Here is a 25,451-nt window from a genome sequence, read left to right as displayed (position 1 = left end):
TCAGGAGTAAAGGGAGACTTGCAAAATGGAGACGATGGCTTCGAAACCTATACGGAACATTGGAATATTCGCTCATGTCGATGCGGGGAAAACGACAACAACGGAGCAGATTTTATACCGCAGCGGCCGTATCCGGTCGCTTGGCAGCGTTGATGCAGGCACGGCGCAGACGGATTTTCTGGAGGTAGAGCGCTCCAGGGGGATCTCGGTGCGTGCTGCGGCTACCCGTTTTTCTTGGCAGGGCGTGACGGTTAACCTGGTGGACACGCCCGGACATGTCGATTTTCTGTCCGAGGTGGAGCGGTCGCTGCGCGTCATGGACGGGGCGGTGCTGATCCTCTCGGCGGTCGAAGGCGTACAAGCTCAAACGGAGGTTATTTGGCATGCCCTGCGGGAAAGGAACATTCCAACTCTCATATACGTGAACAAGATGGACCGCATTGGCGCGGATCCGCAGGGAACGCTTAAGCAAATCAGGCGTTTGCTGTCGCCTCAGGCAGCGCCTGTTCAAGCGCCTATCGGCGCAGAGGACGGCTTTGGCGGCGCAGTGAGCGTGCTCGGTCTAACTCCTGGCGACTCGGAGGATGCAAAGGGTTATTTGCAGCTGCTGGAGGAAACGGTGGCTGAGCGGGAGGAGTCGCTGCTTCTTCAATACTTGGACAACGGCACGCTGCCTAGGGAGGAGCTGGTCCAAAAGCTGCCTGCGCTGACGCAAAACGGAGAATTGTTTCCTGTCCTTTTTGGCGCGTCCAGCAAAGGAATGGGAATCGAACCGCTCATTCAAGCGATGGTAACGCTCCTTCCCCCGCCGCTAGCCGCCTTGAACGGGCCGGTATCAGGCGTTGTCTTCCGAATGGAGCGCGATGCGGCAATGGGGCGAGTCGCCTATGTGCGCTTATATAGCGGAGTCTTGCGCAATCGTGATTCCGTACGCAATGAAACGCAGCAGCTGGAGGAGAAAATAACGCAGATCCGCAAAATCGACGGGCAGAAGGCCGAGGATGTCGGGCTGCTGGAAGCCGGAGACATTGCCGCCGTTTGCGGCTGGAACCACGCGCGCATCGGCGATATTATCGGCTGCGCGGATCATGTGCCCGGTGAGACGCGGCTGGCGGTGCCGCTGCTTACCGTTCAAGTGAAGTGGAGCAATGAGGCGGAATATCCGGCAGTCGTTGCGGCGCTCCAGGAGCTGGCGGATGAAGATCCGCTGCTCGATTTGCAATGGCTGCAGGAGCAGCGGGAGCTGCATCTCAAGGTTATGGGTCCGATTCAGATCGAGGTTCTGACGCATGTGCTGAACAACCGGTACGGTTTAAAGGTTGATTTCGGTCAGCCCTCCGTCATTTACAAAGAGACGCCTGCCCAAATGGGCGAGGGCTTTATTGCCTATACGATGCCGAAGCCATGCTGGGCCATTCTGCGGTTTCGTATCGAGCCCGGCGAACGCGGAAGCGGGCTAACCTACAGCTCGACCGTTCGTTCGGAGCGGCTGCTCGAGCGTTATCAGCATGAGGTAGCCCGCAGTGTGCCTGAAGCGCTGCAGCAGGGGCTTTTTGGCTGGGAAGTAACAGACCTGAAGGTGACGCTCATCGAGGGGGAGCATCATGTATGGCATACGCATCCGCTTGATTTTGCGCTAGCGACGCCAATGGGCATTATGGATGGCTTATCGCATACCGGCGTGAAGCTGCTGGAGCCGCTGCTCTCGTTCCGCCTCTCTATTCCGGAGGAGACGGGCGGCAAGCTTATGAATGAATTGATCCTGATGCGGGGCGAGTTTGACACGCCGGTCGTCAGGCAGGAGCGAATGGAAATCGAAGGAACGCTGCCGGTAGCGACATCGCTTGATTTCCCTGCCAGGTTCGGTTCCCTTACGAAGGGGAGAGGCGCGTTGGCGACCTTTTTCGCGGGCTACCGCGAATGTCCGCCGGATGTGAAGGCAGAGCGGGTGCGCAGGGGCGTAAATCCGCTGGATCAAGCCAAATATATTTTGGCCTTTCGAAATGCGCTGGCCGGCTCTTAACTGGCATGCGAATAACCGCGGCAAGCACGTTATGTGCTTGCCGCGGTTAATTTTCCCCTTAAGCAGCTCCGTTATCGACCCGCATTAATCGGCACCGGATTAACGGCAATGATGCCGTAAGCCTGAGGCTCCTCCGCGGATGCGCCGAACCAAAGCTCGCCATCGCCGACCATTACGCCTTGGTCCCGGACAAAAAGGTCATCGACCTTCTGGGCCTCCAATGCCTCTTTTACGGACGGGGTTATGATCTGATCGTATTTTTCTATGAATTCTTCCTTTGATTTGACCGCATAGGGTATTTCTCCGTTTACTTGCAGCGGCAGCAGGATAAGCTCTGCTACGGCATCCTTCTCATTTGCGGCCACAGCCGCTTTTGCAATCTCGAACATTTTGATAAAAGCCGCGGGATCGTCAATGCCTGCTGCCGCGAAGGGGTTATCCTCCACATTGCTGGCATTTGCCGGTTCAGCCTCATTCGTAGGCACGATTGTGGCGCTGTCCAGATCGGTGCCGGGTTTGAGTTCACTCGTACCCGTCTGTCCGCAGCCGGCGAGCAATGTCATAGCTATGCCGAAAACGGCAAAAGCCGCGAACCCTTTCTTTTTGCGTTTGGCATGCGGTAACGTCGTCATCGTATGCAGCATAATGGCCTCCTTAAAGCATGGCAGACTTATTCCGTCTGTCATTTATCTTTACACTGTATTGTAAACCAGCCGTAGTATTTTCAACCAAAAATCGTAAAAATGTCTCATCAACAGAGGAGTGTTAAGTAACACAAAGTATTACTTTGTTGCAAAAAACTCTGCGGGTACGCTCGATTAGTGCAGGAAGACATGGAAGAATTGTGATACCAGAAGGATATCTTCAGAACATCGGGATATTGCGACAGGCAAAAATCGTCATAAAATGCTGAGCATTGGAGGACAACAAAAAAGGCATACCCCCGTTTTAAGTAGACAATTGTACTTAAAACGAGGGTACAGCCCTTGTTGTTGTTTTACGTGTGCTTTCTGCCTCAAATCGCAGCCTTTAGTTTCCTCTTACCTGCGCGGCAAGCTCGAGGAAGGAAAGGGCAGCGCGATGGATCCGGTCGTTTATCCCTTGGCCGCTGCCTTCGTAATCGGCAAATCCGTCAGCGAGCTCGTTTCGCTGCGCACCGCCGATGGAGACCCAATCCGGCGAGTTGATTCCGTGGAGATTGCGCACGATGGACTGCAGCTGCAGCAGCGAACTGGTGCCGACGGCGCCTCCGGAGGAGCTCATGGACAGCACGGCCTTTCCGCGAAAATGCTCCTGCCCGAGGAAGTCCAGCGCATTTTTGAGCACGCCGGAAAGGCTGCCGTGGTACTCAGGCGTTGCCAGTACGACGCCGTCAGCTTGCAGCATGGCTTGCTGAAGCGATTGGACGGTTGCATGGTCAAAGCCTATTCCTTCAGGTGAATAAAAAGGAAGCGGCGTTTCAAATAAATCAAACAGTTGGACCTGATGGCCTTTTTTTGAAATCAGCTGCCCCATATTGACCGCGAGACGCGTGCTGGTTGCGGATTTTCGGTTGCTTCCTGTTATGATTACGATTTTCATGATACTCTCCCTTTCGTCATTCCCTTTTATTGACTCTATCGTAACACTCCAAATGCAAAATAACGTCCGCAATAGGACGTATTTTCAACCCAAAAGAGCATTGAACCATTGGCTGATGTTCTACGACTATAGTCTTATGCATGAAATAAGTCCTTGTTTCACCGCATGCTTTAATACTTCATGCTCCCTGGCCGTCAAAGATCATTCGACTGATTTAACGTTTCTGCTATCGTTTTGAGTGTGGTTAGCTTCTGCACATGCGAATCATGCGTCACGTCATCCATTCCTCTCGTCCAGTCTTTATGGTACGTGTATTATTCGAGAGCGGGCAGAGCAAACCCTTCCCGTAAAGCATATGTATACCATAAACAGGGAATCCTATGATTCTGCACTATCCCTTGTTTTCTTTCCCGATCCTGTGCTATAGTACTCTAAATTAATAATCGGATCACGCCAGTGAAGAGAATCCAACTCGGAGGCGTTCTCGTCAAGGGGAGGGCTGAGCATTCCCCCTAAGTTTACCGGGCCCGCCCGTTATCGCGGAGCAAAGAGGATTGGACAGCAGCGGCTGTTCGGTCAATTTGGGTGGCACCGCGAGTACAAAACGCTCCTCGTCCCATAGGGATGAGGGCGTTTTTTGTATTTTCATAAAAAAGGAGCGCGGTGTCATGTTAGACATGAAATGGATTAGGCAAAATGGCGGGCAGGTTCAGACGGTGGCTGATCAGAAGGGAATTCGGCTCTCGGTTGCCGAACTGCTGTCGCGGGATGAGAAGAAGCGTTTGCTTCTTCAGGAGACGGAGGCTTTGCGGGAAACACGCAATAAGCTTTCGCAGCATATTGGCATGCTGATGAAGCAGGGAGCGGAGCAGGAGGCGGCGCAAGCAAGGCAGGAGGCAAAGGATACGAATGAGAAGCTGGTCGCAGCGGAGACGGAGCTTGCGAATGTCGAGCATCAATTGGCAGAGCTGCTCGCGCTGGTTCCTAATATCGTCTCGCCAGACACGCCGGTCGGACACTCGGACGCGGATAATGTGGAGATAAAGCGGTTTGGCGAAGCGCCAAGCTTCGGCTTCGGGGCCAAGGATCATATGGCGCTTGGCGAGCTTCACGGTTTAGTCGATGTCCAGCGCGGCGTCAAAACTGCGGGCAGCCGCAATTATTACCTCAAGGGAGCGGGCGTTCTGCTCCATCGCGCGGTCCAGCAGCTGGCGGTTGATTTGTTATTGCAAAAGGGCTTCACGCTGCTGGATGTTCCGTTAATGGTTCGCACGGATGCGATGTGCAATACCGGTTTTTTCCCGCTGGGCGAGGATCAGACCTACCGGATCGTGAACGACGAGAAATGGCTGGTCGGAACCTCGGAGGTGCCGATGGTCACTTATTATGCCAATGAAATCGTAGAGGCAGAGAAGCCAATCAAGCTTGCCGCAGCTTCGACCTGCTTTCGCAGCGAGGTCGGTTCGGCAGGCAGGGATGTCCATGGCTTATACCGCGTTCACCAGTTTGCGAAGGTAGAGCAGGTGATCCTATGCAAAGCAGAGCCCGAGCTGTCGGAGGCGATGCTGCAGGAGATAACGGCGAATGCCGAGGAGCTGCTGCAGGGCCTGGAGCTGCCCTACCGGGTTATGGCGGTATGTACCGGCGACATGTCGCAAAAAACGTATAAGCAATACGATATCGAAACGTGGATGCCGAGCCGCCAAGCCTACGGGGAGACGCATTCGTCGTCGAACTTGCATGATTTTCAAGCGCGCCGCTCGAATATAAGGTACCGTGCCGAGGACGGCACATTAAAGTTCTGCCATACGCTCAACAACACGGCGGTAGCCAGCCCGCGCATATTGATTCCGCTCCTCGAGAACCATCAGGAGGAGGATGGTTCGATACGCATACCGGCAGCTCTCCAACCCTACATGAACGGCTGGAAGCGGCTCGTTGTTAACTGAATGATAAAAAAATGCGGTAAGGAACGGTGCAATAACATACCGTCCTTACCGCATTTTTTCTCGAATACCTATTACGCTCCAACCTTTGGCAGAGGTTTGCCGAGGGCGACTAGCCCGACGCCTTCGGCGCATACGCCGTATTTCTCCCACGGGCAGGTCGTGCACAGCCGGCTAATATCTTCCGGCACCATGGACGCTGCCACCCGGCTGCATAGGGAGCTCCAGCTTTCCTTAGTGCCTGCAAGAAGCCCAAGCTTCTTTAATACCGCTTCATCCAAGCCATAAACGGTGCCCTCGCAGTGGTTGGCTTTGTCCGGCGGGTAGGCTCTGCAAACATCGTCAGGTCCGGTTATGATTTCCACTTCCGTTTGAGGTTCCTTGCGAAGCATCTCATAGATCGCGGTCATATTGACGCAAAAATCAACCGAATACCCCATGCCCCGGTAGCCAAGCAGACAAAGCAGATGATGCCCTCGCAATCGAATCGCCATCAACGTACCGCGCTCCTTATCCTATCAGAAATATGTTAACCATTTTAACACAATACTTGGTTTACATATACAATGGATTGTCGGGCAGGAACCGTAAAAGCTATTTGGCTAAATATTTTTCGTGAATGATTTTCAGGTGATGCAGCTCATGTCCGGCAATGATATAGGCGATAGCCCTCACGGAGACGTCGCCGCCGTTCGATACGCCGATGCGAAGCCAAGCTTCGTCTGTCAGCCCGCGCAATAAAGCAAGCGTGGATTTACGAACGGAAATGTAATCCTCAATGATTTGGGCCAAGCTCCAGCTCTGGAACGAAGCGCCTCTCATAAATTCGTCCTGGTCGTAACCCGCGAGCGGCGTCCTGTCGCCGCGGGCGGCCCGCAGCAGGCGATAAGCCATGACGCGCTCATTGTCGGAGATATGGCCGATTACTTCCTTCAGCGTCCATTTTCCTTCCGCATACCGGTAATCGGCCTGCGCCTCCGGAATATCGGAGAGCAGCTCCGTCGTGCTCGCAAGCTGCTCCGCGAGTAATGCCGTTACATCGCCCTCGCCTACCAAACCAATGTATTGCTCATGATAAGGAAAGTATTCTTCTATTGACGGTCGATTTGCCATACGTCCAGCCTCCATTCATTTGGAAGAGTATAGCATAGAATCTCCCAAACGGATTTGCTATTTTAGGCGTTTCGCCTTTTATCGCGATATTGCCCGGGCGTAATGCCCTCCTGCTTGCGGAAGGAGCGGATAAAGTTTTGCGGATTGTTGTAACGAAGCAGCGCGGCGATGTCCTTGATGGGCATATCGCCGTCCGCAAGCCATTTCTTCGCCATTTTAAAACGGTACATGGACAAGTACTCGCTAAAAGAATGGCCCGTTTCCTTGCGGAATACGCTGCTCAAATAGTTGGCATTGTAATGCAGTCGCGTGGCGCATTCCTCCAGCGTAAGATCCGTATCATACCGATGCTGCACGAGATCGATAATTTTCTCCGATATATTGTGATACTGCTCCTCCTGCCGGTCCTTGAATATTTTGATCATCGGATAGACGACCTTCGTCCAGAACCAATCGTCGATTTCCGTTGAAGTATGCAGCTCGAGCAGCTCTTTGAGCAGCGGCCCTTTCATCGGATGGATCTGGCTCATGCTTATTCCTGATTCCTGCATCACAATCAGCAAATTATTAAGCAGACGGGCAAGCGGGATTTGATATTCCTGAGGGGAAAGCTCGACGGCGAACACCGCTTGCAAAAAGGCGCGAAGCAGCTCCTTGGATTTATCCTTCTGCGCCAGCTTCACCGCATCCATCAGCTCATTCTCGATAGGCGCCGGATAGTTGAGATTCAAATAATGCTTTCCTTCGTTCACATTCTCATATTGAATGATGATTCCTTCGCCTAATTTCATGCGATGCTTAAGCGCTTCAAGGCCTTCCCTGTATGCCATTGCCAGCGCGGAGAATGAGCAAAAAGGCAGGCTCATGCCAATGCTGACCTGCACGTTAAGGCAGCTTGCAATCTGCTGCTGCAGATGCTCGGTAAGCGCATATTGGGCGCTGCTAAATTCGTCTAAATCGTACGCTGTGCTGCCGATGATCGTCACAATGGTTTGATCCATGATGATCGGGGCCAAGCGCTGCTCGTACGGAATGAGCTCCTCGATCATGTTATGCACCGCGAACAGGAGCAGCTCGAGGTCGTTTTTGGAGTATCGGCTGTTCTCGAGAAAGTCGATTTGCAGCGTGATCGCGGCCATCGTTTTCCATTCGGCCAACTGCGTGCCATAGCCGAACTGGGTCAGCTTCTCGGTCATTTCACTCTGCCTGACCTGGCCTTGGAAGGCTTTCATGAAGAAAAAGGTGCGTACCTGATGAATATGCTGCTGCAGCTCCTTCTCAAGCTCGGTCTTGGATTGAAACAGATGCGTAACACGCTCGCCAATCACTTGAAACTCGTTTGTTTTCCGCTTCTGAATGTCCGTCAGCCGCTCGCCGATTTGATTCAGCAGCAGCTGAATCGGCGAATACATGCGGCGCGAGCCAAGCCAAGCCAGCAGCATCGAGAGCAGAAGCATGAATACACATACATAAAGCGTATACGTGCCGATTTTCGTGGACTCCTTCGTCATGCTTGCAATGGAGGTTGCAGATAAATAGATCCAGCCATTGAGCTCGGAGCGGTAATAGGTTACCGAATAATCGTTCTGGTCGACGGTTTCCGTATATTGCCCGGAGGGCTCGGTGAACTGGCCTGCGTGCAGCCCGCTTACCGTGACGGACTTGCCGACGAGCGAAGGGTCGGGATGAAGAAGGATACGGTATTGGTCATCCAAAATCATGATCGAGGATAACGGGTCGTCATCGCTCTCCAGCAGCTCCTGCAGGCTGCAGGTCGGAATGTTGGCGAGCGCCAGGCCGTATTTCTCAAGGCCGTTCGTGGGAAGCCTCTTCACGAGGCTGATGCTGTAGCTGCAAGCCGCGCTTCCCGCGGATTCCTCGCTATAAAACCAGCTGGACGGATTCAGCAACCAGGAGGTGCCTTCGGGCACTTGCATCAAGCCGGACAGCTCCTCATAATAAGCGTATTGCCGGAAGGAGTAGAGTCCGGAATTTTTAATCATCCAGTTATGTCGCTCGTTGATCAGCACGACATCCTCCAGCTTCGTATCGAACGACTGCATATGCCGGATTTCATTGCGCAAATCGTCGTACATCACGAATTCGTTTACGGTAAGCGGCTGGTTCATCGCTTTTTTCAGCACCGTCGAGTTAATGACCTGATTCAGCGTATGGTTGACAGTCGTCAATTTCTGCTCTACATTTGATTTAATTTGCATAATCAGCTGCATTTTTCCTGCATTTACATTTTTCTGTATTTCGTTGGATGAGGTCACGTAAGAGAAAGCACCGATAAAAATAACAGGAAGCGTGCTGAGCAGAAAGCCAAAGATCGTCATCTTGCCTAAAAAAGTTAAGGACCGCACAGCTACCAACACCTTGTCGAGGAATAAGAAAGCTTTAGCTTTATTTTAGTAAACGCATACATTTAGAGCAATAATCATCTGGCTTGCAGATAATCATTTCCTTAGATTATGGGGAGAAAAGGCAGATTAGACAAGGGGGCTGCCTATGAGCAACCGTTCGCTAAGCGCAAAGCTGTCCATGAGCTGCCGTTTTATTGCAGCGCTTCTTATCCTCTTGCTGAGCGCTTCATGCGCGGCATCATCTACGCCCGATAAGGACAAAAACGACCGTGCCGTGACAACGATCTCGATTATGGCGCCGCTGCATTTTCCTCACCCGCCAAGCGCGGAAATGCTGGCCCGGCTCGAGGAGTTGACTAACGTAAAGCTGGATATAAACTGGGTTCCTGACGGCATCTATACGGATAAAATGAACACGGCGCTCTCCACCAACTCGCTGAAGAAGGCAACCTTTGTGAAGCACACCGATTATATTTTTGTCAAAAACGCGATTCGTTCCGGCTCGTTCTGGGAGATTGGGCCTTACCTCGAGCAGTTCCCGAACCTGAGGCATCTAAGTTCCGACATTCTGGGACAAGCCGCTATCGACGGCCGTATTTACGGGCTTTACACGGAGCGCCCGTCATCGCGCCAAGGCATTATTATTAGGGAGGATTGGCTGGATGAGCTCCAGCTCGGCACGCCGGGTACGATCGAAGAGCTGTATGAGGCGATTAAGCAGTTTACGCTGAAGGACCCGGACCGCAATGGGCAAAACGATACTGTAGGGCTGGCGGACCGCAACGATTTGGTGTTTGGCGCTTTTAAGACGCTGAGCTCCTATTTCGGGGCGCCTAACAACTGGGGCGTTGTCGATAATAAGGTCATTCCGGAATTTGAAACGGCCCCGTACATGGACACGATGAACTTTATGAAGCGGCTGTACGACGAGCAGCTGATGAACGCGGACTTTGCCGTGACCAGCAAGGACATGCAGCGCGACAAAATCATCAGGGGCGCTGCCGGCGTTTATATAGGCAGCATGACTGACGTGCAGCGGCTGTCCGATGAAGCGAAGCGAATAAATCCCAAGGCGCGATTCACGCTAGTTAACCGGATCCAGGGACCGGAAGGCTACCGCGTATGGTCAATTCCGAACTATAACGGGCTGTATTTATTTTCGAAAAAAGCGATTCGGACGGAAGAGGAGCTGCTGGCGCAGCTTGCTTTCTTCGATCGCACGATGGATAAGGATACGGCAAATCTGATGCGCTACGGAATAGAGGGCAAGCATTATCGCATGGAAGGCGATCAGATTCAGCTGCCGGAGGAGACGTCGCAGCTTCGCGTCACCGAAGTGAATGCCCTCTATTCGCTTATGATTGCCGATCTGAGCAATCCGAACCTGCTCAAAGTAGCGGAGCAGGAGACGATGTGGGAGCTGGCGGAGCGGCTAAGCGCCGATAACGATAAATTTATCGTGAAAGATCCCACGATCGGGCTTGAATCGAAGACGTACGACGAGAAAAGCATGGAGCTGTACAAAATCATTTCAGATGCGACCTATAAATATATACTTGGGCAAATTAGCGCCGAGGGCTTCTATCAGGAAGTTGACCGTTGGAAGCGCAGCGGCGGCAGCCTGATGATGAGCGAGTACACGGCGGCTTATCTCGGGAAGCAGCCCAATGGATGAAAGATAAAGAGAGCAGGGGGAAAGCTTAGGCTTATACCTCGCTCTTTTTTTGTTTTGTTATGGCGAGTGTCATTTGCCAAGGCAGTAATCATTTGCTCAGGTACGCATTAAACCGGCGGCCATCGATGCAAATGATTGTTTCGGCACTCCAAATACGCATGGTAGCTTGAAGGGGAAGCAACCAAAACGATATATGGAGGTCAACGCGGTATGAAGAAAAAATCGTTTTCGATTCTGATGGGCGTGGTTTTGACGTTTAGCTTATTGCTTGCAGCCTGCTCGGGCGGCAACAATGGCGGCAGCCAAAATGCATCGCCGGCACCAAGCGACGACAGCGGGGCTAAGACAGAAGAAACGGATAAGCCAACCGAAATTACGATCATGCTTCCGCTCAACATTGCAGAGACACCGCCGGATACGATTAAGAACGAGCTGGAGAAGCTGACCAACACGAAGCTGACGTATCAATTTTTCCCGGCCGATACGTATGAGGAGAAGCTGAACGCTTCTTTTGCGACGGGATCGCTGCCGCAGGTGACGTATTTGAAAAACCAGGCGACCTTCGTCCAAATGAAAGAAGCGATTCGCGAAGGCCAGTTTTGGGAGATTGGTCCTTTTCTCAGCGAGTTTCCGAATCTAAGCAAGCTGAAGGAAGAAATTTTAAATAATACGAAGGTGGACGGCAAGCTTTATTCGGTGTATATCGGCAGGCCGCTTGCCCGCCAAGGGATGATTTACCGCAAGGACTGGGCGGATAAGCTGGGCATTGCCGCGCCGGCTAACGTAGATGAGCTGTTTGCGATGATGGAGAAATTCACGAACGGCGACCCGGACGGTAACGGCAAACCGGACACGATTGGCTTAGCCGACCGCAACGATCTTATTTACGGCGCTTTTAAAACCGTCGCGGCTTGGTTCGGAACGCCGAATAACTGGGGCGAGAGAGACGGCCAGCTCGTGCCTGACTTTACGACGCCGGAATATGCGGCAACGATGGATTTTATCAAAAAAGTGCGTGACGCCAAAGCGATGAACGTCGACTTTGCGGCAACCAGCAAAACAGATCAAGTCAACATGTTCACAAGCGGCAAGGCGGGCGTGTATATCGGTTCCATGCAGGATGTGGACTCCTTGGTGAAGGACTTGGTCAAAAACGTGCCGACGGCCGTGGTCGATACGCACAGCATGGTTGCCGGCCCGGACGGAAAAACGGCTTCGTGGTCCATTCCCGGTTACAACAATGTTGCTTTGTTTCCTAAATCCGCGATTAAAGACGAAGCGGAGCTCAAGAAAATTTTGGCCTTCTTCGATAAGCTGATGACGCCGGAAGTGGCGAATATGATGTACTGGGGCATCGAAGGCACGCATTACACGGTAGTGGACGGCAAAGCGAAAGCATCCGAGGACAAAGAGCTGACGGAGCGCGAGGTCAAAGGCTTCAAGGACAGCGTCATCGGCGAGCCGGAGACGAACGGCATGTACGAGGGCTTCCACGAGCTGCCCGCACGGATCCATGCAGAGCAGCTCATTGTGGAGAATGCGCAAATCGCCATCGCCGATCCAACGGCGCCGCTTGACTCTGCCGCATATACGGAGAAGGGCACGGAGCTTCAAGAAATCATTAAGGATGCGACGTATAAATACATTTATGGTTCGATCGATAAAGCGGGTTTTGACAAGGCGGTCGAGGATTGGAAGAAGCGCGGCGGCGCTCAAATTATCGAGGAATACAACGCAGCCTACAAGAAATAAGAACCGCGCCATCGCATCCGTATGGTCGTGACCATTGGAGACTGCCCGGCCAGCCTGGCAGTCTCCCAACCTCCCGTGGAAAGGAAGAAGCGCTATGCAAGAAACGGTTATTCAGCAGGCAAGGATCCCTCAGCCCAGAACAAGCGAGCTTAAGAAACGGCTTTGGAAAAACAAATGGCTCTATGTCATGCTGCTGCCGGGAGTGTTCTTTTTTATCGTATTCAAGTATGTTCCGATGTTTGGACTCGCTATCGCCTTTCAGGATTATAAGCCGTTTAAGGGCATAGGCGGAAGCGGCTGGGTGGGATTCAAGCATTTCGAGCGATTGTTTACGGAGCCGGATTTTATAAACATTTTGACCAATACGCTGCTGTTGTTCGGCATGAACCTATTATTCTTTTTTCCTGTTCCGATCGTATTAGCGCTTATGCTGAACGAGGTTCGATCGTCTTTTTTCAAAAGAACGTTTCAGACGCTCGTCTATTTGCCTCACTTTATGTCATGGGTCATCATTGTGTCCATCAGCTTCGTCATGCTGACGTCGGACGGCGGTATCGTGAACGAGCTGCTTGCGTATTTTGGATTCGAAAAAATCAATTTCCTGCTCAGTCCCGAGTGGTTTAGACCGACGTATATCATCCAAGTCATCTGGCGGGAAGCGGGTTGGGGAACGATCATATATTTGGCGGCAATCGCCTCCGTAGACCCCGGCCTTTATGAAGCGGCGCGTATGGACGGGGCCGGCCGTTTGAGGCAGGTATGGCATATCACGCTTCCTGCGATCCGCAGCGTCATCATTATTTTGCTCATATTGAAAATTGGCGATGTGCTGGAGCTTGGTTTCGAGCATGTGTACCTGCTGCTGAATTCGATGAACCGAGATGTTGCTGAAATTATTGATACTTATGTGTATACGGCAGGGCTGAGGCAAGGACAGTTCAGCTACAGCACGGCGATCGGCTTCTTCAAATCCTTTATCGGACTCGTGCTGGTCATGGCGGCGAATAGGCTGGCGAAGAAGATGGGCGAGGAGGGCGTGTATTAAATGACGGGCATTGGGAGGACCTATTGCTACGCAAACGTTAGGAGGATTCCGCATGGTAGAGGATAAAACGCTCAGCGGCCGGCTTTTTTCCATTGTGAACTTTACGCTTCTCGCCATTATCGCGCTCGTTACGGTGCTGCCGTTCCTGCATGTCGTTGCCGGTTCGTTCACGACCAGCGCCGAGATGGCGGTGAAGAAATTTATTTTGGTGCCGACCATATGGAGCTTTGACGCGTATAAGTTCATTTTCTCGACCGATACGATTTTTCGCGCCATGGCCGTCTCGACCGGCATTACGTTATTCGGCACCGTGTTCAGCATGTTCACGACGGCTTTAATGGCGTACGGCTTGTCACGGAGGGATCTGGACGGACGGAAGGCCATTATGTTTCTAGTCGTGTTCACTATGCTGTTTAGCGGGGGGCTTATACCGACCTTTCTCGTCGTGCGGGAGATGGGGCTGATCGATACCTATGCGGCACTCGTGATTCCGTCGGCGATAAGCGCGTTCAACTTAATTATTTTGAAAAACTTTTTTCAAAATATCCCCGAAGGACTGGAGGAGTCGGCAAAAATTGACGGCTGCAGCGATTTTGGCATTCTGTTTCGCATTGTATTGCCTTTATCGATGCCTGCCATCGCTACGATATCGTTGTTCTACGCGGTGACGTACTGGAACACTTATTTGAGCGCGATCCTGTATCTGGATGACAGCGCCAAATGGCCGATTCAAGTGCTGCTCCGCCAAATCGTGGTGCTCGCAAGCGGCCTCGATTACAGCTCCGACCTGGATGCTGCGGTACCGCCGCCGGATCAAACCGTGAAGATGGCCGTTATCGTGGTGGCTACGCTGCCGATTCTGATCGTGTATCCCTTCCTGCAAAAGCATTTTGCCAAAGGCGCAATGCTTGGATCGATAAAAGGATAATCTTGGGGGCGGGGTCCGTATGTTAATGGGAAAGCAAAAGGTTCAGGAGCTGCTGCTGGACATGGAGAGCTTGTTCGCGGAGCTGGTGAACTGGCTCGAAGGCCAGTATGATGCGGCGAGCGGGGGTTTTTATTATGCACGCAGCTCCCGTCTGCTTCAGGGACGCAGGCCGGATATCGAATCCACGGCACAAGCGCTTAATATGCTGGAACGGTTGGGGCTATTGACGGCTATGCCGGAACGGATAAAGGCGAAAATGCTGCATTTCTTCCGAAGCAGGCAGGATGAGATGTGGGGATACTTTTATGACGATGACCCCGCTATGCGCGAGGATGAGGTTATGATGGCGCGTGCGCTGAGCTACAGCACGAACGCGATCCGCAAGCTGGGCAGCAGGCCTGCCTACCCTCTGCCGAAAGAAAGGGAGAGCGCTCCGGGTTATATGCGATCAGCGGATTCGTATTCGCAGTGGCTGCGCGGGGTTGATCTTAGCAACAGCTGGCGCGGCTGTGACCGGCTGGCTTGCTCGCATGTTTATTTGAAGGCATTGGAACCGCAAGTTCGGGAAACGTATATGCATACGGCATTTCGGTTTTTTGAGGAGATACAGGATCAAAGCAGCGGGTTGTGGGGAGAAGGCTCTATGTATGTCCGCTTATCGGGCACGTTTAAGCTGCATATCTTTTACGGCGCTTTTCAGAGGCCGATGCCGCGGAGGGACCGGATGTACGCTAGCCTTTTGACGGGACTGCGGCATGAGCAGGCGAGCGACATGTGCTACATTCGCAATCCGATTCATTTATTGTCTTATATTCAGCCGCCAATATCGGAGGATGAGCTGATCTTCATTCTGCGGACGACGCTCCTTAACCTGAGCAAGCTGCTCCGCATGGACGGCGGCTTCTCGCGAGAGCTGGCCCGCTCGCCTTCTGCGCCAAATATCGCTCAGATCAAGGACGGGACCGATTATCCCGATAGGCCGAAGCCGGTTTATTTGAGCGAAGGAAAAGCGGAGGGCGACATGAATGCGGCTACGCAGGCGCTCCTTATCCGCTCCTTATGCCATAAGCTTGCGGGATCGGAGCTTCCCCCTTTGAAGGAGATGCAGCTTAGCTCATTTTATGATTCGTTTAAATAACGCACGCGGTTGTTGGAATTTTAACAGGAGAACGGAAAGGGGATTTTTGGTTAATGCAGAATGATGAAAGAATGTCGCCGATTGCATGGGCGAAAGCAGCCTGTGATTCTTTAATGGAGAGCTATTTGCCGGAAGAGCTTCCTCCTGCGGGAAGATGGCACTATCATCAAGGCGTTTTTCTTTGCGGAATGGAGATGCTGTGGCAGGCGGAGCAGGACGAGCGCTATGCGGCTTATATTAAGCGTTATGCAGATAAGCTTATCGACGACAACGGCAACTTTGAGTTTGCGAGAGACGAGCTGGATGCGATCCAAGCCGGCCTGCTGTTGTTTAGGCTGGACGAGGGCGGGGAGGAACGCAAATACCGGATCGCGGCGGATAAGCTCCGCAGCTTATTCGATACGCTGCACCGCACCTCGGAGGGAGGCTTTTGGCACAAGGATAAATATGCCTATAATATGTGGCTGGACGGCTTGTACATGGGCGGCGTATTTGCGCTGAAATATGCCAATGCTTACGGAGACGAGTCACTGCGCGGCATGGCGCTGCATCAAGAACGGCTGATGCGGCGTTATATGTGGGATGAGAAGACAGGGCTGCTGTATCACGCCTGGGACGAGAGCCGTCAAATGCCTTGGGCAAATGCCGTGACGGGCTGCTCGCCTGAGTTTTGGGGACGGTCCCTCGGCTGGTACGGACTTGCCGTTGCTCAATTTTTGGACGAATTAAATGAGGATGAAGCTGGGCGCGCGGAGCTCGAAGGCGTGCTTGCCGACTTCGCGTCGTCGCTCATTCGGTATCAGGAAACGTCTAGCGGGCTGTGGTATCAGATCGTGGATAAAGGCGAGCTGGCGGATAATTGGCTGGAGACCTCTTGTACTTGTTTGTTCGTCTATACGCTTGCACGAGCGTATAAGCTTGGTCTTATAGGCAATGACGGCTTGGCCGCGGCGAAGCGCGGGTTCGAGGGGCTGGTGCGCGTTGTGCAGCGCGATGAGCAGGGACGCTTTGTCCTCCCGGATATTTGCATCGGCACCTCGGCCGGCGATTACGAGAACTATGTGACGAGGCCGACCAGCAGCAACGATCTGCACGGCGTCGGCGCTTTCGTCATGGCCTGCGTCGAGATGGAGTCGCTGCTTGCCGAGCAGGAGTAGCGGGAAGGTAAAAAAAGCTCTGCGGTTAGGATAACCGCAGAGCTTTTTCTTAAAATATAAGAATTAATAAGTTTCACATGTATAAATAAGCTTATATTTCACCGCGAAACGAGCTGTTGCCGCCAAAGGTCGGCGACAGCCGTTTACGCTTGTTATGGGATGCTCCCTTGCAGTAGAGAGGAGACTTGCGGTACTCGGTTCATTCACTCGCGCGCGGAAATAAGAACCCTTTGCCTACGTTGTACTTTATACAGCGAAAAAGACATATGAAGGCCAGCCGATGAGCTGCATTGTACTTTGTACAACCTAGCAGGCGCTTGGAGCCGCAAAGAGCGGCAAATCAACCGAATTCCCTCAAATCGAGTGTATAAACTGCAATGTAGAATCTCTCGTCAGGCTAAATGCATGCTTTCTGCTGTAGAAACTACATTGTACGAGTAATGGCTGGAGCCGGGATTGCTTCTCAAGCGCGGCTAGCACGGTATATCGATCAAGCAAGCCCTTAACTGCTGAGGCTAACGCCCCGACCCTGCCGACCATTAATAATCCTTACCCTAAAGCACCTGCTCCAGGAACCGTGCGGCACGGTCGCTTTGCGGCTTCGTGAAAAATTGCTCGGGTTTGGTGCGTTCAACCAGCTTGCCGTCGTCGAGGAAATAAATCGTATCTGCGGCTTCGCGGGCGAATTTCATCTCATGCGTGACGATCAGCATGGTCATGCCGCTGTCTGCCAGACTGCGGATAACGGTGAGCACTTCCTTTACCATTTCAGGATCAAGCGCCGAGGTCGGCTCATCGAACAGCATAATATCGGGCTCCATGGCAAGGCTGCGGGCGATGGCCACGCGCTGCTTCTGCCCGCCGGACAAGCGGGAAGGGAAGCTGTCCGCTTTGTCTGCAAGACCAACGCGCGCGAGCAGCTCCTTCGCCTTGGTACGAGCGGCTTCGGTCGACATCCCTTTAACCTGGATAGGAGCAAACGTAATATTATCGATGACGGTCATATGCGGAAACAGGTGAAAATGCTGAAACACCATGCCGATCCGCTGGCGAACGCGGGCGATATCGGTTTTGGGATCGGTAATCGCTGTGCCTTCAATGGTAATCGTACCGGAGGTCGGCGTCTCCAGCATATTGATGCAGCGTAGAAAGGTGGATTTGCCTGAGCCCGACGGCCCGATCAGGGCGACAACCTCTCCCCGTTCTACTGTCGTGGTGATCCCCTTCAGTACTTGGTTTTTGCCGAAGGCCTTTGTTAAGTCGGTAATATTAATCACTGCGGCGCAGCCTCCTTTCAAGCTTACGGGCAAACGAGGTCAAGATGAGCACGAGCACGTAATAAATAGCGGCAATAAACAATAAAACCTCGATGGAACGGAAGGTGTCCGAGCGGACAACGTCTGCGCGGCGCATCAAATCGGATACCCCGATGACGGATACAAGCGACGATTCCTTCAGTAAAGCAACACATTCATTCACGAGCGCCGGCAAAATCGTACGAAGCGCCTGCGGGAAAATTATGCGGATCATCATCTTCCGATAGGGAACGCCGAGCGCAATCGCCGCTTCCCGCTGGCCTTTGTCGACAGCCATAATGCCGCCGCGAATCGTTTCGGACAAATAAGCAGCGGAGTTGAGGCCAAAAGCAAGGCCGGCCGCCATCAGCGCAGGAATATCGTAATTGAACAGCTGCGGCGTGGCGTAATAAATAATGGTGAGCTGCACCAGCAGCGGCGTACCCCGGAATACGGAGGTATACGCGGTAGCGAACCACTCCAGGGGCTTGATGCCGGATATTTTGAACAGCGACAAAATAGTTCCCCACACGAGTCCGAACAAGGCGGAGACGAGCGTGAAGAGAAGCGTAACGTATACGCCTTTTAAAATGTAAGGGATGTAGCCGTTGAGCGTGCTAAAATCGATATTTAAGCCTAGCAGCGAACGGGATTCGTCCTTCTCCTCGGCAAACCATTGCTGCACGATTTCATTCAGTTTCCCGTTGTCCTTCATTTCTGCGAGAACGCCGTTAAATTCGGCTACGATGGCTGATTGCTTCGGGAAGGCAATCGCATAGCCGTTGTCCGCGGACTCGGCTGGCAGGAAGTTCATGACCAGCTCCGGATTTGAGTTAGTCATCTCGACCGCTACCGCATCCTCAACAATGGCTGCGTCGATGCGGCCGGAGTTCAGCTCTTGAATAAGATCGGGAATTTTATTGAGCTTCTTCAGAACGGCGCCTTCGATCGTGGCCGCATAAAGATCCTGCGTGGAACCAAGCTGTGTCCCAACCCTTTTCCCTGAGAGCGATGCTTCCGTCTCGAGCGGCGCGCCTTTTTTGGATACGATGGTATTGCGGGCTGCGTAATAGGTATCGGAGAAATCAATGCTCTGCTTTCGCTCCTCCGTAGCGGACATTGCGGACATTACGAAGTCCACGCGGCCGGTTTGGAGCGCGGCGATAAGACCATTGAAATCCATGTTCGCGATTTCCAGTTCATAACCGAGCTGACTGGTGATATACTTGGCTACATCGATATCTAAGCCGACGATTTCGCCGCTGCCCTTGGCATCTACGCTTTCGTAGGGCGGATAATCGGCAGACGTACCCATGACGAGCTTCTTTTTCTGGCCGGAAGCGGGGGCATTAGCTGCGCTCTCTGCGCTCACGGAATATGAGCTTTGTTTGCCCATCGGAAAGGCTTGTCCAAGTGCTACAAGCAGGACCGTGAAGGTAATGAGCGAGAAATAAATGATTTTGAGTCTTTTTCGATTCATGTTGTCCTCTTTCCCTGAGTTGATCTCTAGACTATGGATAGGCTGCAGAATACGAGGTTGACTGCATCTGCAACTTAGAAATTATATGGTGTTCGCTATTCATTTGTAAATAACCAAGAAGAACGGATTTGTAACATCTTTGTGATTTCAGCAGTCGAAATTGGATGAGAATTACTGTTATAATATCCAGATAGAATGAAATCTATTTTGTTTTGTGGAAATCATTGCAAACGAAACGGTTTACGGAGTAAGTCGTATAGAAAGCAACATGAAGATGAAAGGAGGTGAATACATTGTTCGAGTTTGAACTGCATGATATTATTCCGTATCTGATTTCAATCAGCCTTCTATGTTCCTTGGCTTTTGCTTATGCGTCGCATCTGCATTCGGGGGCATACGAATACTGGGAGCGGGACCAAGTTGTAAAAGTTTTGTATATTGCGATGCCTCAAGTGCTGATTCGCACCGTGCCGCTGCATCATTGGCTGGCCAGAAAGGTAAAGCGGAAGGAATCGCCCGATGACGACATAGCAGATTGCAACGCCTCGTTTGTTGCGCCATTTTCAAACAAACGAGGAGGATTTTTATGCAAACGAACAATGTATTCCCTTCAATAAAATATGGACGGTTAATCATAATCGGCATGATGCTGGCAAGCTTGCTTTTGGTGAGCGGCTGCAGCACGGCCAGCGGCACGATCGATGGGGATACGCCCGGTTTATTCAATCATTATGTTATTTATCCGCTTTCCGCAACGATTCAATATTTAGCGGATTTGTTTAGCGGAAATTACGGCTTTGCGATTATTGGCATTACGCTTATTATTCGGCTGGTACTGCTTCCGCTCATGATGCGTCAATACCGCTCGCAAAATCAAATGAAAACGAAGATGGCGCTGCTGCAGCCGGAGCTTAAACAGCTTCAAGAGAAGTATAAAAACAAGTCAGATGCGGATTCCAAACAGAAGCTGCAGCAGGAAACGATGCAGCTTTATCAGAAGCATCAAGTGAACCCGCTCGCGATAGGCTGCTTGCCGATGCTTATCCAAATGCCGATCCTGATGGGCTTATACTCGGCTATCAAGCTGACGCCGGAGCTGGCGGACCATTCCTTCCTTTGGTTTAAGCTTGGCTCGCCGGATATCGTGCTTCCGATTATCGCGGCGGTCGTTTATTTTGTACAGTTCAAGGTATCGCAGACGACGCAGCCTAACGCAAATGCCGCACAGCAAAAGCAGCTCGCATTCATGGGGTATTTATCCCCGGTTCTAATGGGCGTATTCGCTCTGTCGGCGCCTGCCGCTATTTCGTTGTATTGGGTAACGGGCGGTGTATTCATGATTGCGCAATCCTATCTAGCCAAAAAAGTGTACGCGCCTAAGGTGGATGTCGCACTGGAGGGCAGCGTCTAATATGAAGGAGACGATCAGATGTCAGTCGGTGTTCTTGCCCATTTATTCGGAAGTTTGCCTTACCGGGAGCTTGCGCCAAAAGTAGCGGGAAGCGGGTTCAGCCATGTGCAGCTCGCTTTATGGAAGGCCATCAGCGATGTCGATTTCAGCAAGCCGGGCAATCTAAGCCCGGGGCTGGCGAATGCAATCGGCGAGCAATTCGATAAGCATGGCGTTTCGATTTCGGTGCTCGGCTGCTACGTTCATTTGTTTGAGTGGGACGAGGAGCTGCGCCGCGCGAACGTGAACCGATTTAAAGAGCTGCTGCGCTATGCCAGATTTTTCGGAGCGCCGATGGTGGCTGCGGAAACCGGGCGCAACGAAGGCGGAGACTACACCGACCGTGACTGGTCAATCATGAAAGCGACGCTTGAGGAGCTCACCGAGGAAGCCGAGAAGTGGGGCGTCTTTGTCGGGCTGGAGGCTGCCAACGGCCATTTGGTCGGTACGGCTCCCGAGCTTGCGCGAATGCTGGAGGAGGTTCCTTCCTCCAATATCGGCGTCGTCATCGATCCCGGCAACCTGCTGACGGCTGCGAATTTTGCCAAGCAGGACCAAGTAATCGCAGAGGCGTTCGAGCTGCTGGGCAACCGGATCATTGCGGCTCACGCGAAGGACCGTTATTTGCTTGAGAACGGCGAGCTGGGAACGTCGACAGCGGGCCTCGGCGACATGAATTATGAGCTTTATATGAAGCTTCTCAATCAATACAAGCCGCATGTGCACATTATCATGGAGGAAGCGAAGGAGCATCAAATGGCGCAGTCGAAAGCGTACATTGATGCGATTCGCGGGCGTATGTAAAGCTTGAATTATAAAAGCGGTCCAAGATAAACGGAACCCTTAGTCAAGGACGCTTAAAAAAAGATTGCCACACGTAAGAGATGATTCCTGTACTGGACAGGAGTCATCTTTTTTTGTGCCTCTACGCTATGCACTTTTTTCAAAGTGTCCAATTTGGGTTACCAGTTTGTGTTAACCAATATACTTCGGCTTTTTAATCCTGTATATTTAATGAAAATAAATTTGCCCGGAGAGTGGAAGTCCCATGCGACGCTTCAGACTAGGAAGGCTCTATATCCCGTTCACCTACAAAATGATGATCCCTTACCTTCTGCTTGTTCTGCTGACTGACTTACTCATTGGCTATATTTCGTACACGATGCTTATTCAGTCCCGAACAGAGATGGCGGAAACGAATATTCGGACAGCTATGAAGCAGACAAGCAATAATATCGAATATCAAATGGATGAAATCAACCGAATGTCGAGCACCTTGTTCACCAGCCTTACCTTTCAGAACGCGCTTCAGAATACGGGAGACCCTCTTGAGGTCATGCTCAAAATGAGAGATGACATCATTCCTCAAATGAAAGCGCCTCTTCAGCTGTACGGCAACAACATCCGTCTCGCCCTCTACACTGTGAATGAAAAAATGTACGAGGTTCAAGGCGACAATATGGAAAAGGAGATTACCAGAAGGGACTATTACGTCCTTCCTGCCAGCAGCATACAAAACACGGATTGGTTCAAATCGATTCAAGCCATGAATCAGGATAATCTGTGGCTTCAACTTGATACAGACAAGAAGCTGGATCATATTTCCCATTTCCGCAAGCTGGTTTCCTCCAGCGGCCTGGCGTCTGTGATTGGCTATATCCGCGTTACAGCTAGGTTCGACGAGCTTTTTGGCAACTTCGATACGTTTCCGATTGATGAAGGCATCAGCTTGCGGTTAGTCGATACGACGACAGGCGCAACCTTATACACCCGAGGCCGGGCAGACACGCATTCGAAGCAAAGCAACGAGCTCAGCATCACAGAACAAATTAGCGGCACACCTTTCATTATCGAAACACTGGTACCCCATGCTTATTTGAACAAAGATGCCAGCAGAATGCAAAAGGTGATCGGCACCGTTTGTACGATCAGCTTTTTAGTTATGGCTTTTATCGGTTTTATCGTTGCTAGGCTCTCCGGCAAAAAAATGAAGCGAATCGTCACGCTGGTCCGTTCCTTTCAGGAAGGAAACTTTCATAAACGGATCGTGTTCACAGGCAATGACGAATTTGTCCATATTGCCGATTCGTTTAACCAGATGGCCACCAGCATTCAGGAATTGATCAAAAATGAATATGTGCAGGGCATTCAGAAGAAACAGGCCGAGCTTGATGTGCTTCAGGCGCAGATCAGCCCTCATTTTTTATATAATACCTTGTCTACAATTGGCAGTCTTGCCAATCTCGGTGAGGTTCAGAAGGTCACGCAAATGGTTCAAGGCTTGTCCAAGTTCTACCGGCTCACCTTAAATGGAGGCAATGTCTATATCTCCTTAGAGAAGGAGCTTGAACAGATTGAAGCCTACCTCGATATTCAGCGGGTCAAGTATGCAGACACGTTCAAGGTCTATTTCGATATCGAGCCCGACATTCTGCATACGCCGATCATTAAGCTGATTCTGCAGCCATTTGTCGAAAATATATTCAAGCATTCGTGGTTCGGCAAATCCATTGCCATTCGAATTACCGGGAAACGGCTGGGCGACCATATTGAACTGAAAGTCATCGATAACGGTATCGGAATGAGACCGGATACCCTTAGGAAAATGCAATCGAATACGCTGCAGCCGGACAACCAATCGGATAAATACGGACTCAAAAACGTTGAGGAGAGGATTAAGCTCCGGTACGGCGACGACTTCGGCATTCGCATTGGAAGCCATTACGGAGCAGGAACGACCGTGCAAATTATTCTTCCAATGGCGAATTCGGAAATAAAGGAAGATGGCGATATCAACGCCTGATCACAGACAACGATGAGAGGAGCAGAAGATTATGGAAGTGAACATCTTACTGGTTGATGATGAATCCATTGATTTGGAATGGCTTCGGCGGCGCGTTGTGAGCAACAAGGCTGTGCAGCATCAGAATGTGAGAACCGCGGTAAGCGGCTTCGAAGCGCTGCAGCTTATGGAGCAGCACCCGGTTGATCTTATTCTCTCCGATATACGAATGCCGATTATGTCCGGCATGGAATTCGCACGTAAAGCGAAGGAGATCAACCCGCAGGTTCATATCGTTTTTATAAGCGGTCATCAGGACTTCGGCTATGCGAAAGAAGCGATTCAATTGAACGCTTCTGGCTACCTTCTTAAACCTGTGGAGGATGGTGAACTGCATGATATGCTGGATCATATGTGCAACAAAATCGAGGAGGAACGGAAACAGCTCTCTTCCCTTTCGGATACACTGAGCCTCGTGCATCAGGAGCTGCTGCTGCGGTGGTTTAAGGAGCCTACGCCGGGACAAGTAGAGGCGCATCTTCACCGTTTTCTCGCTCCCATCCTCCAAAGCGGAGCTGCAGTCGCTATTATCGAAGTCGATGATTTGGCCTGGAAAATCAAGCAAGTGGCGGAAGAGGAACGGCGATTGTTAATCGCAAGCATCACCCGCTTCATCCGGGAATTTGTGAAAGCGAAAAGCCTGGGAACATTGATGGCGAGCTACGACGACCATTTCGTGCTGTTGACAACGATTCAGGAAGAACATATAAAGGCAATCCTAGAACAATTGATCGAAGCATTCTACAAAGAATTCTCCTACTCCATTACGATTGGCACGGGTAAATATACGTCAGAGATAAATAAACTGCATGACTCCTATCGGCAAGCCCAAGCCGCGCTAAGCATCAAATGGGTGTTTGGCAAAAACAGGCTCATACAGGATGCTTCGGCTTGGTCTCCCAAGCAGGCAATGGCTTTGAATTTGGAGGAGACGGTTGACCGGATGTTACAAGCGATGCTCGAATACGATCTCACTACGATCGACGATTGCTTGCTTGAGCTGTTTAATGGGGATCAGCCCCTAACTCAGAAAAGCGACATCTATGATCTTATCATTCGTATTACTTCCAAGCTCCATGCCGATCTTCAGCAAATGAACGAGCATCTGTATGAAATTTTGAAATGGGAATCGCATCAGCCCTTTATTCTGTTTCAATTTGAAACGGTGCATGATATTTTATCCTGGCTGCGAAGACGATTCTTCGAATTGTCTGAACTGCTGTATTTGAAGAAGCAGCGGCAGAAACGCAAGCTTATTGATGAGATTACACGATTCGTTGAGCAAAGGCTCGACCAGAAGATCACGCTGAATGAGGTGGCTGCGCATTTCGACTTCACTCCCAACTACTTAGGGCAGCTCTTTAAGGCTGAAACGAATACGTTATTTACCGATTTCCTTATCGATTTGCGCATGAAGCGTGTATGCGAATTGTTGAAGGATCCGACTAGAAAGGTGTATGAGATCGCAGAGCTTGCCGGATACAAGAATATTGTGTATTTCAACCGGCAATTCAAGCTGTCCACAGGCATGTCGCCTGGAGAATATCGTAAGCAGCATAAAATTTAAAATAGGAATAAATGACTGCCCGGTCTGCTCAGGACCGGGCAGTTCTTTGCTCTTATACAGCCAATCGTTGAATTAGTATTGGTTTTAGTTGAT

Annotated in this window: 20 protein-coding genes; 13 read left to right on the top strand and 7 right to left on the bottom strand. The window is 51.4% G+C overall.

Going from position 1 to position 25,451, the window contains the following annotated elements; genetic code table 11:
* The first annotated feature begins 25 nt into the window (after positions 1–25).
* Positions 26–2,023: a translation factor GTPase family protein gene (locus MRBLPE1_RS27980; protein ID WP_364152153.1), complete on the top strand. Its 1,998-nt coding sequence runs from the start codon at positions 26–28 to the stop codon at positions 2,021–2,023.
* Positions 2,024–2,094: 71 nt separating this feature from the next.
* On the opposite strand, the gene MRBLPE1_RS27975 is transcribed toward MRBLPE1_RS27980, so the two are convergent.
* Both MRBLPE1_RS27975 and MRBLPE1_RS27970 read right to left on the bottom strand, forming a co-directional pair.
* Positions 2,095–2,667, bottom strand: coding sequence for a hypothetical protein (locus MRBLPE1_RS27975; RefSeq protein ID WP_364152150.1), 573 nt, complete (start codon positions 2,665–2,667; stop codon positions 2,095–2,097).
* A gap of 385 nt (positions 2,668–3,052) precedes the next feature.
* Positions 3,053–3,604, bottom strand: a complete 552-nt coding sequence (locus tag MRBLPE1_RS27970) for an NADPH-dependent FMN reductase (protein WP_364152147.1) — start codon at positions 3,602–3,604, stop codon at positions 3,053–3,055.
* 668 nt (positions 3,605–4,272) lie between these two features.
* Between MRBLPE1_RS27970 and serS the strand changes: the two genes are divergently transcribed.
* Positions 4,273–5,553, top strand: a complete 1,281-nt coding sequence (serS, locus tag MRBLPE1_RS27965) for a serine--tRNA ligase (RefSeq protein ID WP_364152144.1) — start codon at positions 4,273–4,275, stop codon at positions 5,551–5,553.
* 71 nt (positions 5,554–5,624) lie between these two features.
* On the opposite strand, the gene MRBLPE1_RS27960 is transcribed toward serS, so the two are convergent.
* The 3 genes from MRBLPE1_RS27960 to MRBLPE1_RS27950 all read right to left on the bottom strand — a co-directional run bounded on the left by MRBLPE1_RS27960 (position 5,625) and on the right by MRBLPE1_RS27950 (position 9,029).
* Positions 5,625–6,044, bottom strand: coding sequence for a DUF1284 domain-containing protein (locus MRBLPE1_RS27960; RefSeq protein ID WP_364152141.1), 420 nt, complete (start codon positions 6,042–6,044; stop codon positions 5,625–5,627).
* A gap of 100 nt (positions 6,045–6,144) precedes the next feature.
* Entirely contained in the window at positions 6,145–6,663 is a 519-nt protein-coding gene (locus MRBLPE1_RS27955) for a DinB family protein (RefSeq protein ID WP_364152138.1), read from the bottom strand.
* 62 nt (positions 6,664–6,725) lie between these two features.
* Entirely contained in the window at positions 6,726–9,029 is a 2,304-nt protein-coding gene (locus MRBLPE1_RS27950; protein ID WP_364152135.1) for an AraC family transcriptional regulator, read from the bottom strand.
* Positions 9,030–9,174: 145 nt separating this feature from the next.
* On the opposite strand from MRBLPE1_RS27950, the gene MRBLPE1_RS27945 reads away from it, so the two are divergent.
* From MRBLPE1_RS27945 to MRBLPE1_RS27920, 6 genes are all read left to right on the top strand, one after another.
* Positions 9,175–10,704: an extracellular solute-binding protein gene (locus MRBLPE1_RS27945; protein ID WP_364152132.1), complete on the top strand. Its 1,530-nt coding sequence runs from the start codon at positions 9,175–9,177 to the stop codon at positions 10,702–10,704.
* 210 nt (positions 10,705–10,914) lie between these two features.
* Positions 10,915–12,456 (top strand): extracellular solute-binding protein, encoded by a 1,542-nt coding sequence (locus MRBLPE1_RS27940; protein WP_364152130.1) that lies wholly within the window; start codon positions 10,915–10,917, stop codon positions 12,454–12,456.
* Between the two features lie 94 nt (positions 12,457–12,550).
* A complete protein-coding gene (locus tag MRBLPE1_RS27935; RefSeq protein ID WP_364152127.1) occupies positions 12,551–13,501 on the top strand; it encodes an ABC transporter permease in 951 nt (316 codons plus the stop codon).
* Between the two features lie 52 nt (positions 13,502–13,553).
* Positions 13,554–14,429, top strand: coding sequence for a carbohydrate ABC transporter permease (locus tag MRBLPE1_RS27930; RefSeq protein WP_364152124.1), 876 nt, complete (start codon positions 13,554–13,556; stop codon positions 14,427–14,429).
* A 19-nt stretch (positions 14,430–14,448) separates the two neighbouring features.
* Positions 14,449–15,567 (top strand): hypothetical protein, encoded by a 1,119-nt coding sequence (locus tag MRBLPE1_RS27925; RefSeq protein ID WP_364152121.1) that lies wholly within the window; start codon positions 14,449–14,451, stop codon positions 15,565–15,567.
* A gap of 53 nt (positions 15,568–15,620) precedes the next feature.
* On the top strand, positions 15,621–16,724 hold the full coding sequence (locus MRBLPE1_RS27920; protein ID WP_364152118.1) for a glycoside hydrolase family 88/105 protein: 1,104 nt from the start codon (positions 15,621–15,623) through the stop codon (positions 16,722–16,724).
* Positions 16,725–17,278: 554 nt separating this feature from the next.
* Here the strand turns inward: MRBLPE1_RS27920 and MRBLPE1_RS27915 are convergent.
* Together MRBLPE1_RS27915 and MRBLPE1_RS27910 are read right to left on the bottom strand one after the other, a co-directional pair.
* Positions 17,279–18,001 carry an amino acid ABC transporter ATP-binding protein gene (locus MRBLPE1_RS27915; protein WP_364152115.1) on the bottom strand — a complete coding sequence of 241 codons (723 nt, stop codon included), beginning with the start codon at positions 17,999–18,001 and terminating at the stop codon, positions 17,279–17,281.
* Positions 17,994–19,415, bottom strand: a complete 1,422-nt coding sequence (locus tag MRBLPE1_RS27910; RefSeq protein ID WP_414698934.1) for an ABC transporter substrate-binding protein/permease — start codon at positions 19,413–19,415, stop codon at positions 17,994–17,996. Before MRBLPE1_RS27910 ends, MRBLPE1_RS27915 begins: the two co-directional genes overlap by 8 nt.
* Positions 19,416–19,792: 377 nt before the next feature.
* Between MRBLPE1_RS27910 and MRBLPE1_RS27905 the strand changes: the two genes are divergently transcribed.
* From MRBLPE1_RS27905 to MRBLPE1_RS27885, 5 genes are all read left to right on the top strand, one after another.
* The gene (locus MRBLPE1_RS27905; protein WP_364152109.1) at positions 19,793–20,116 is read left to right on the top strand and encodes a hypothetical protein; all 324 of its coding nucleotides are present in this window, start codon (positions 19,793–19,795) and stop codon (positions 20,114–20,116) included.
* Positions 20,086–20,910, top strand: a complete 825-nt coding sequence (gene yidC, locus MRBLPE1_RS27900) for a membrane protein insertase YidC (protein ID WP_364152106.1) — start codon at positions 20,086–20,088, stop codon at positions 20,908–20,910. Before MRBLPE1_RS27905 ends, yidC begins: the two co-directional genes overlap by 31 nt.
* A gap of 18 nt (positions 20,911–20,928) precedes the next feature.
* Entirely contained in the window at positions 20,929–21,753 is an 825-nt protein-coding gene (locus MRBLPE1_RS27895) for a sugar phosphate isomerase/epimerase family protein (protein ID WP_364152103.1), read from the top strand.
* A 244-nt stretch (positions 21,754–21,997) separates the two neighbouring features.
* A complete protein-coding gene (locus MRBLPE1_RS27890) occupies positions 21,998–23,752 on the top strand; it encodes a sensor histidine kinase (protein ID WP_364152100.1) in 1,755 nt (584 codons plus the stop codon).
* 31 nt (positions 23,753–23,783) lie between these two features.
* On the top strand, positions 23,784–25,358 hold the full coding sequence (locus MRBLPE1_RS27885; RefSeq protein ID WP_364152097.1) for a response regulator: 1,575 nt from the start codon (positions 23,784–23,786) through the stop codon (positions 25,356–25,358).
* Positions 25,359–25,451: the final 93 nt, after the last annotated feature.

The organism is Paenibacillus sp. LPE1-1-1.1, from assembly GCF_040676435.1.
Classification (GTDB): Bacteria; Bacillota; Bacilli; order Paenibacillales; family Paenibacillaceae; genus Pristimantibacillus.
Note: the sequence above shows the minus strand (reverse complement) of the source record. Positions and strands in the feature narration are given on the sequence as shown.

Excerpts from the sequence above, each read along its gene's own strand:
- MRBLPE1_RS27890 (WP_364152100.1), top strand. The coding sequence starts at position 21,998 with ATGCGACGCTTCAGACTAGGAAGGCTCTATATCCCGTTCACCTACAAA.
- MRBLPE1_RS27975 (WP_364152150.1), bottom strand. The coding sequence starts at position 2,667 with ATGCTGCATACGATGACGACGTTACCGCATGCCAAACGCAAAAAGAAA.
- MRBLPE1_RS27980 (WP_364152153.1), top strand. The coding sequence starts at position 26 with ATGGAGACGATGGCTTCGAAACCTATACGGAACATTGGAATATTCGCT.
- MRBLPE1_RS27970 (WP_364152147.1), bottom strand. The coding sequence starts at position 3,604 with ATGAAAATCGTAATCATAACAGGAAGCAACCGAAAATCCGCAACCAGC.
- MRBLPE1_RS27945 (WP_364152132.1), top strand. The coding sequence starts at position 9,175 with ATGAGCAACCGTTCGCTAAGCGCAAAGCTGTCCATGAGCTGCCGTTTT.
- MRBLPE1_RS27895 (WP_364152103.1), top strand. The coding sequence starts at position 20,929 with ATGTCAGTCGGTGTTCTTGCCCATTTATTCGGAAGTTTGCCTTACCGG.
- MRBLPE1_RS27960 (WP_364152141.1), bottom strand. The coding sequence starts at position 6,044 with ATGGCGATTCGATTGCGAGGGCATCATCTGCTTTGTCTGCTTGGCTAC.
- MRBLPE1_RS27910 (WP_414698934.1), bottom strand. The coding sequence starts at position 19,415 with ATGGGCAAACAAAGCTCATATTCCGTGAGCGCAGAGAGCGCAGCTAAT.
- yidC (WP_364152106.1), top strand. The coding sequence starts at position 20,086 with ATGCAAACGAACAATGTATTCCCTTCAATAAAATATGGACGGTTAATC.
- MRBLPE1_RS27925 (WP_364152121.1), top strand. The coding sequence starts at position 14,449 with ATGTTAATGGGAAAGCAAAAGGTTCAGGAGCTGCTGCTGGACATGGAG.
- MRBLPE1_RS27935 (WP_364152127.1), top strand. The coding sequence starts at position 12,551 with ATGCAAGAAACGGTTATTCAGCAGGCAAGGATCCCTCAGCCCAGAACA.
- serS (WP_364152144.1), top strand. The coding sequence starts at position 4,273 with ATGTTAGACATGAAATGGATTAGGCAAAATGGCGGGCAGGTTCAGACG.
- MRBLPE1_RS27955 (WP_364152138.1), bottom strand. The coding sequence starts at position 6,663 with ATGGCAAATCGACCGTCAATAGAAGAATACTTTCCTTATCATGAGCAA.
- MRBLPE1_RS27885 (WP_364152097.1), top strand. The coding sequence starts at position 23,784 with ATGGAAGTGAACATCTTACTGGTTGATGATGAATCCATTGATTTGGAA.
- MRBLPE1_RS27940 (WP_364152130.1), top strand. The coding sequence starts at position 10,915 with ATGAAGAAAAAATCGTTTTCGATTCTGATGGGCGTGGTTTTGACGTTT.
- MRBLPE1_RS27930 (WP_364152124.1), top strand. The coding sequence starts at position 13,554 with ATGGTAGAGGATAAAACGCTCAGCGGCCGGCTTTTTTCCATTGTGAAC.
- MRBLPE1_RS27920 (WP_364152118.1), top strand. The coding sequence starts at position 15,621 with ATGCAGAATGATGAAAGAATGTCGCCGATTGCATGGGCGAAAGCAGCC.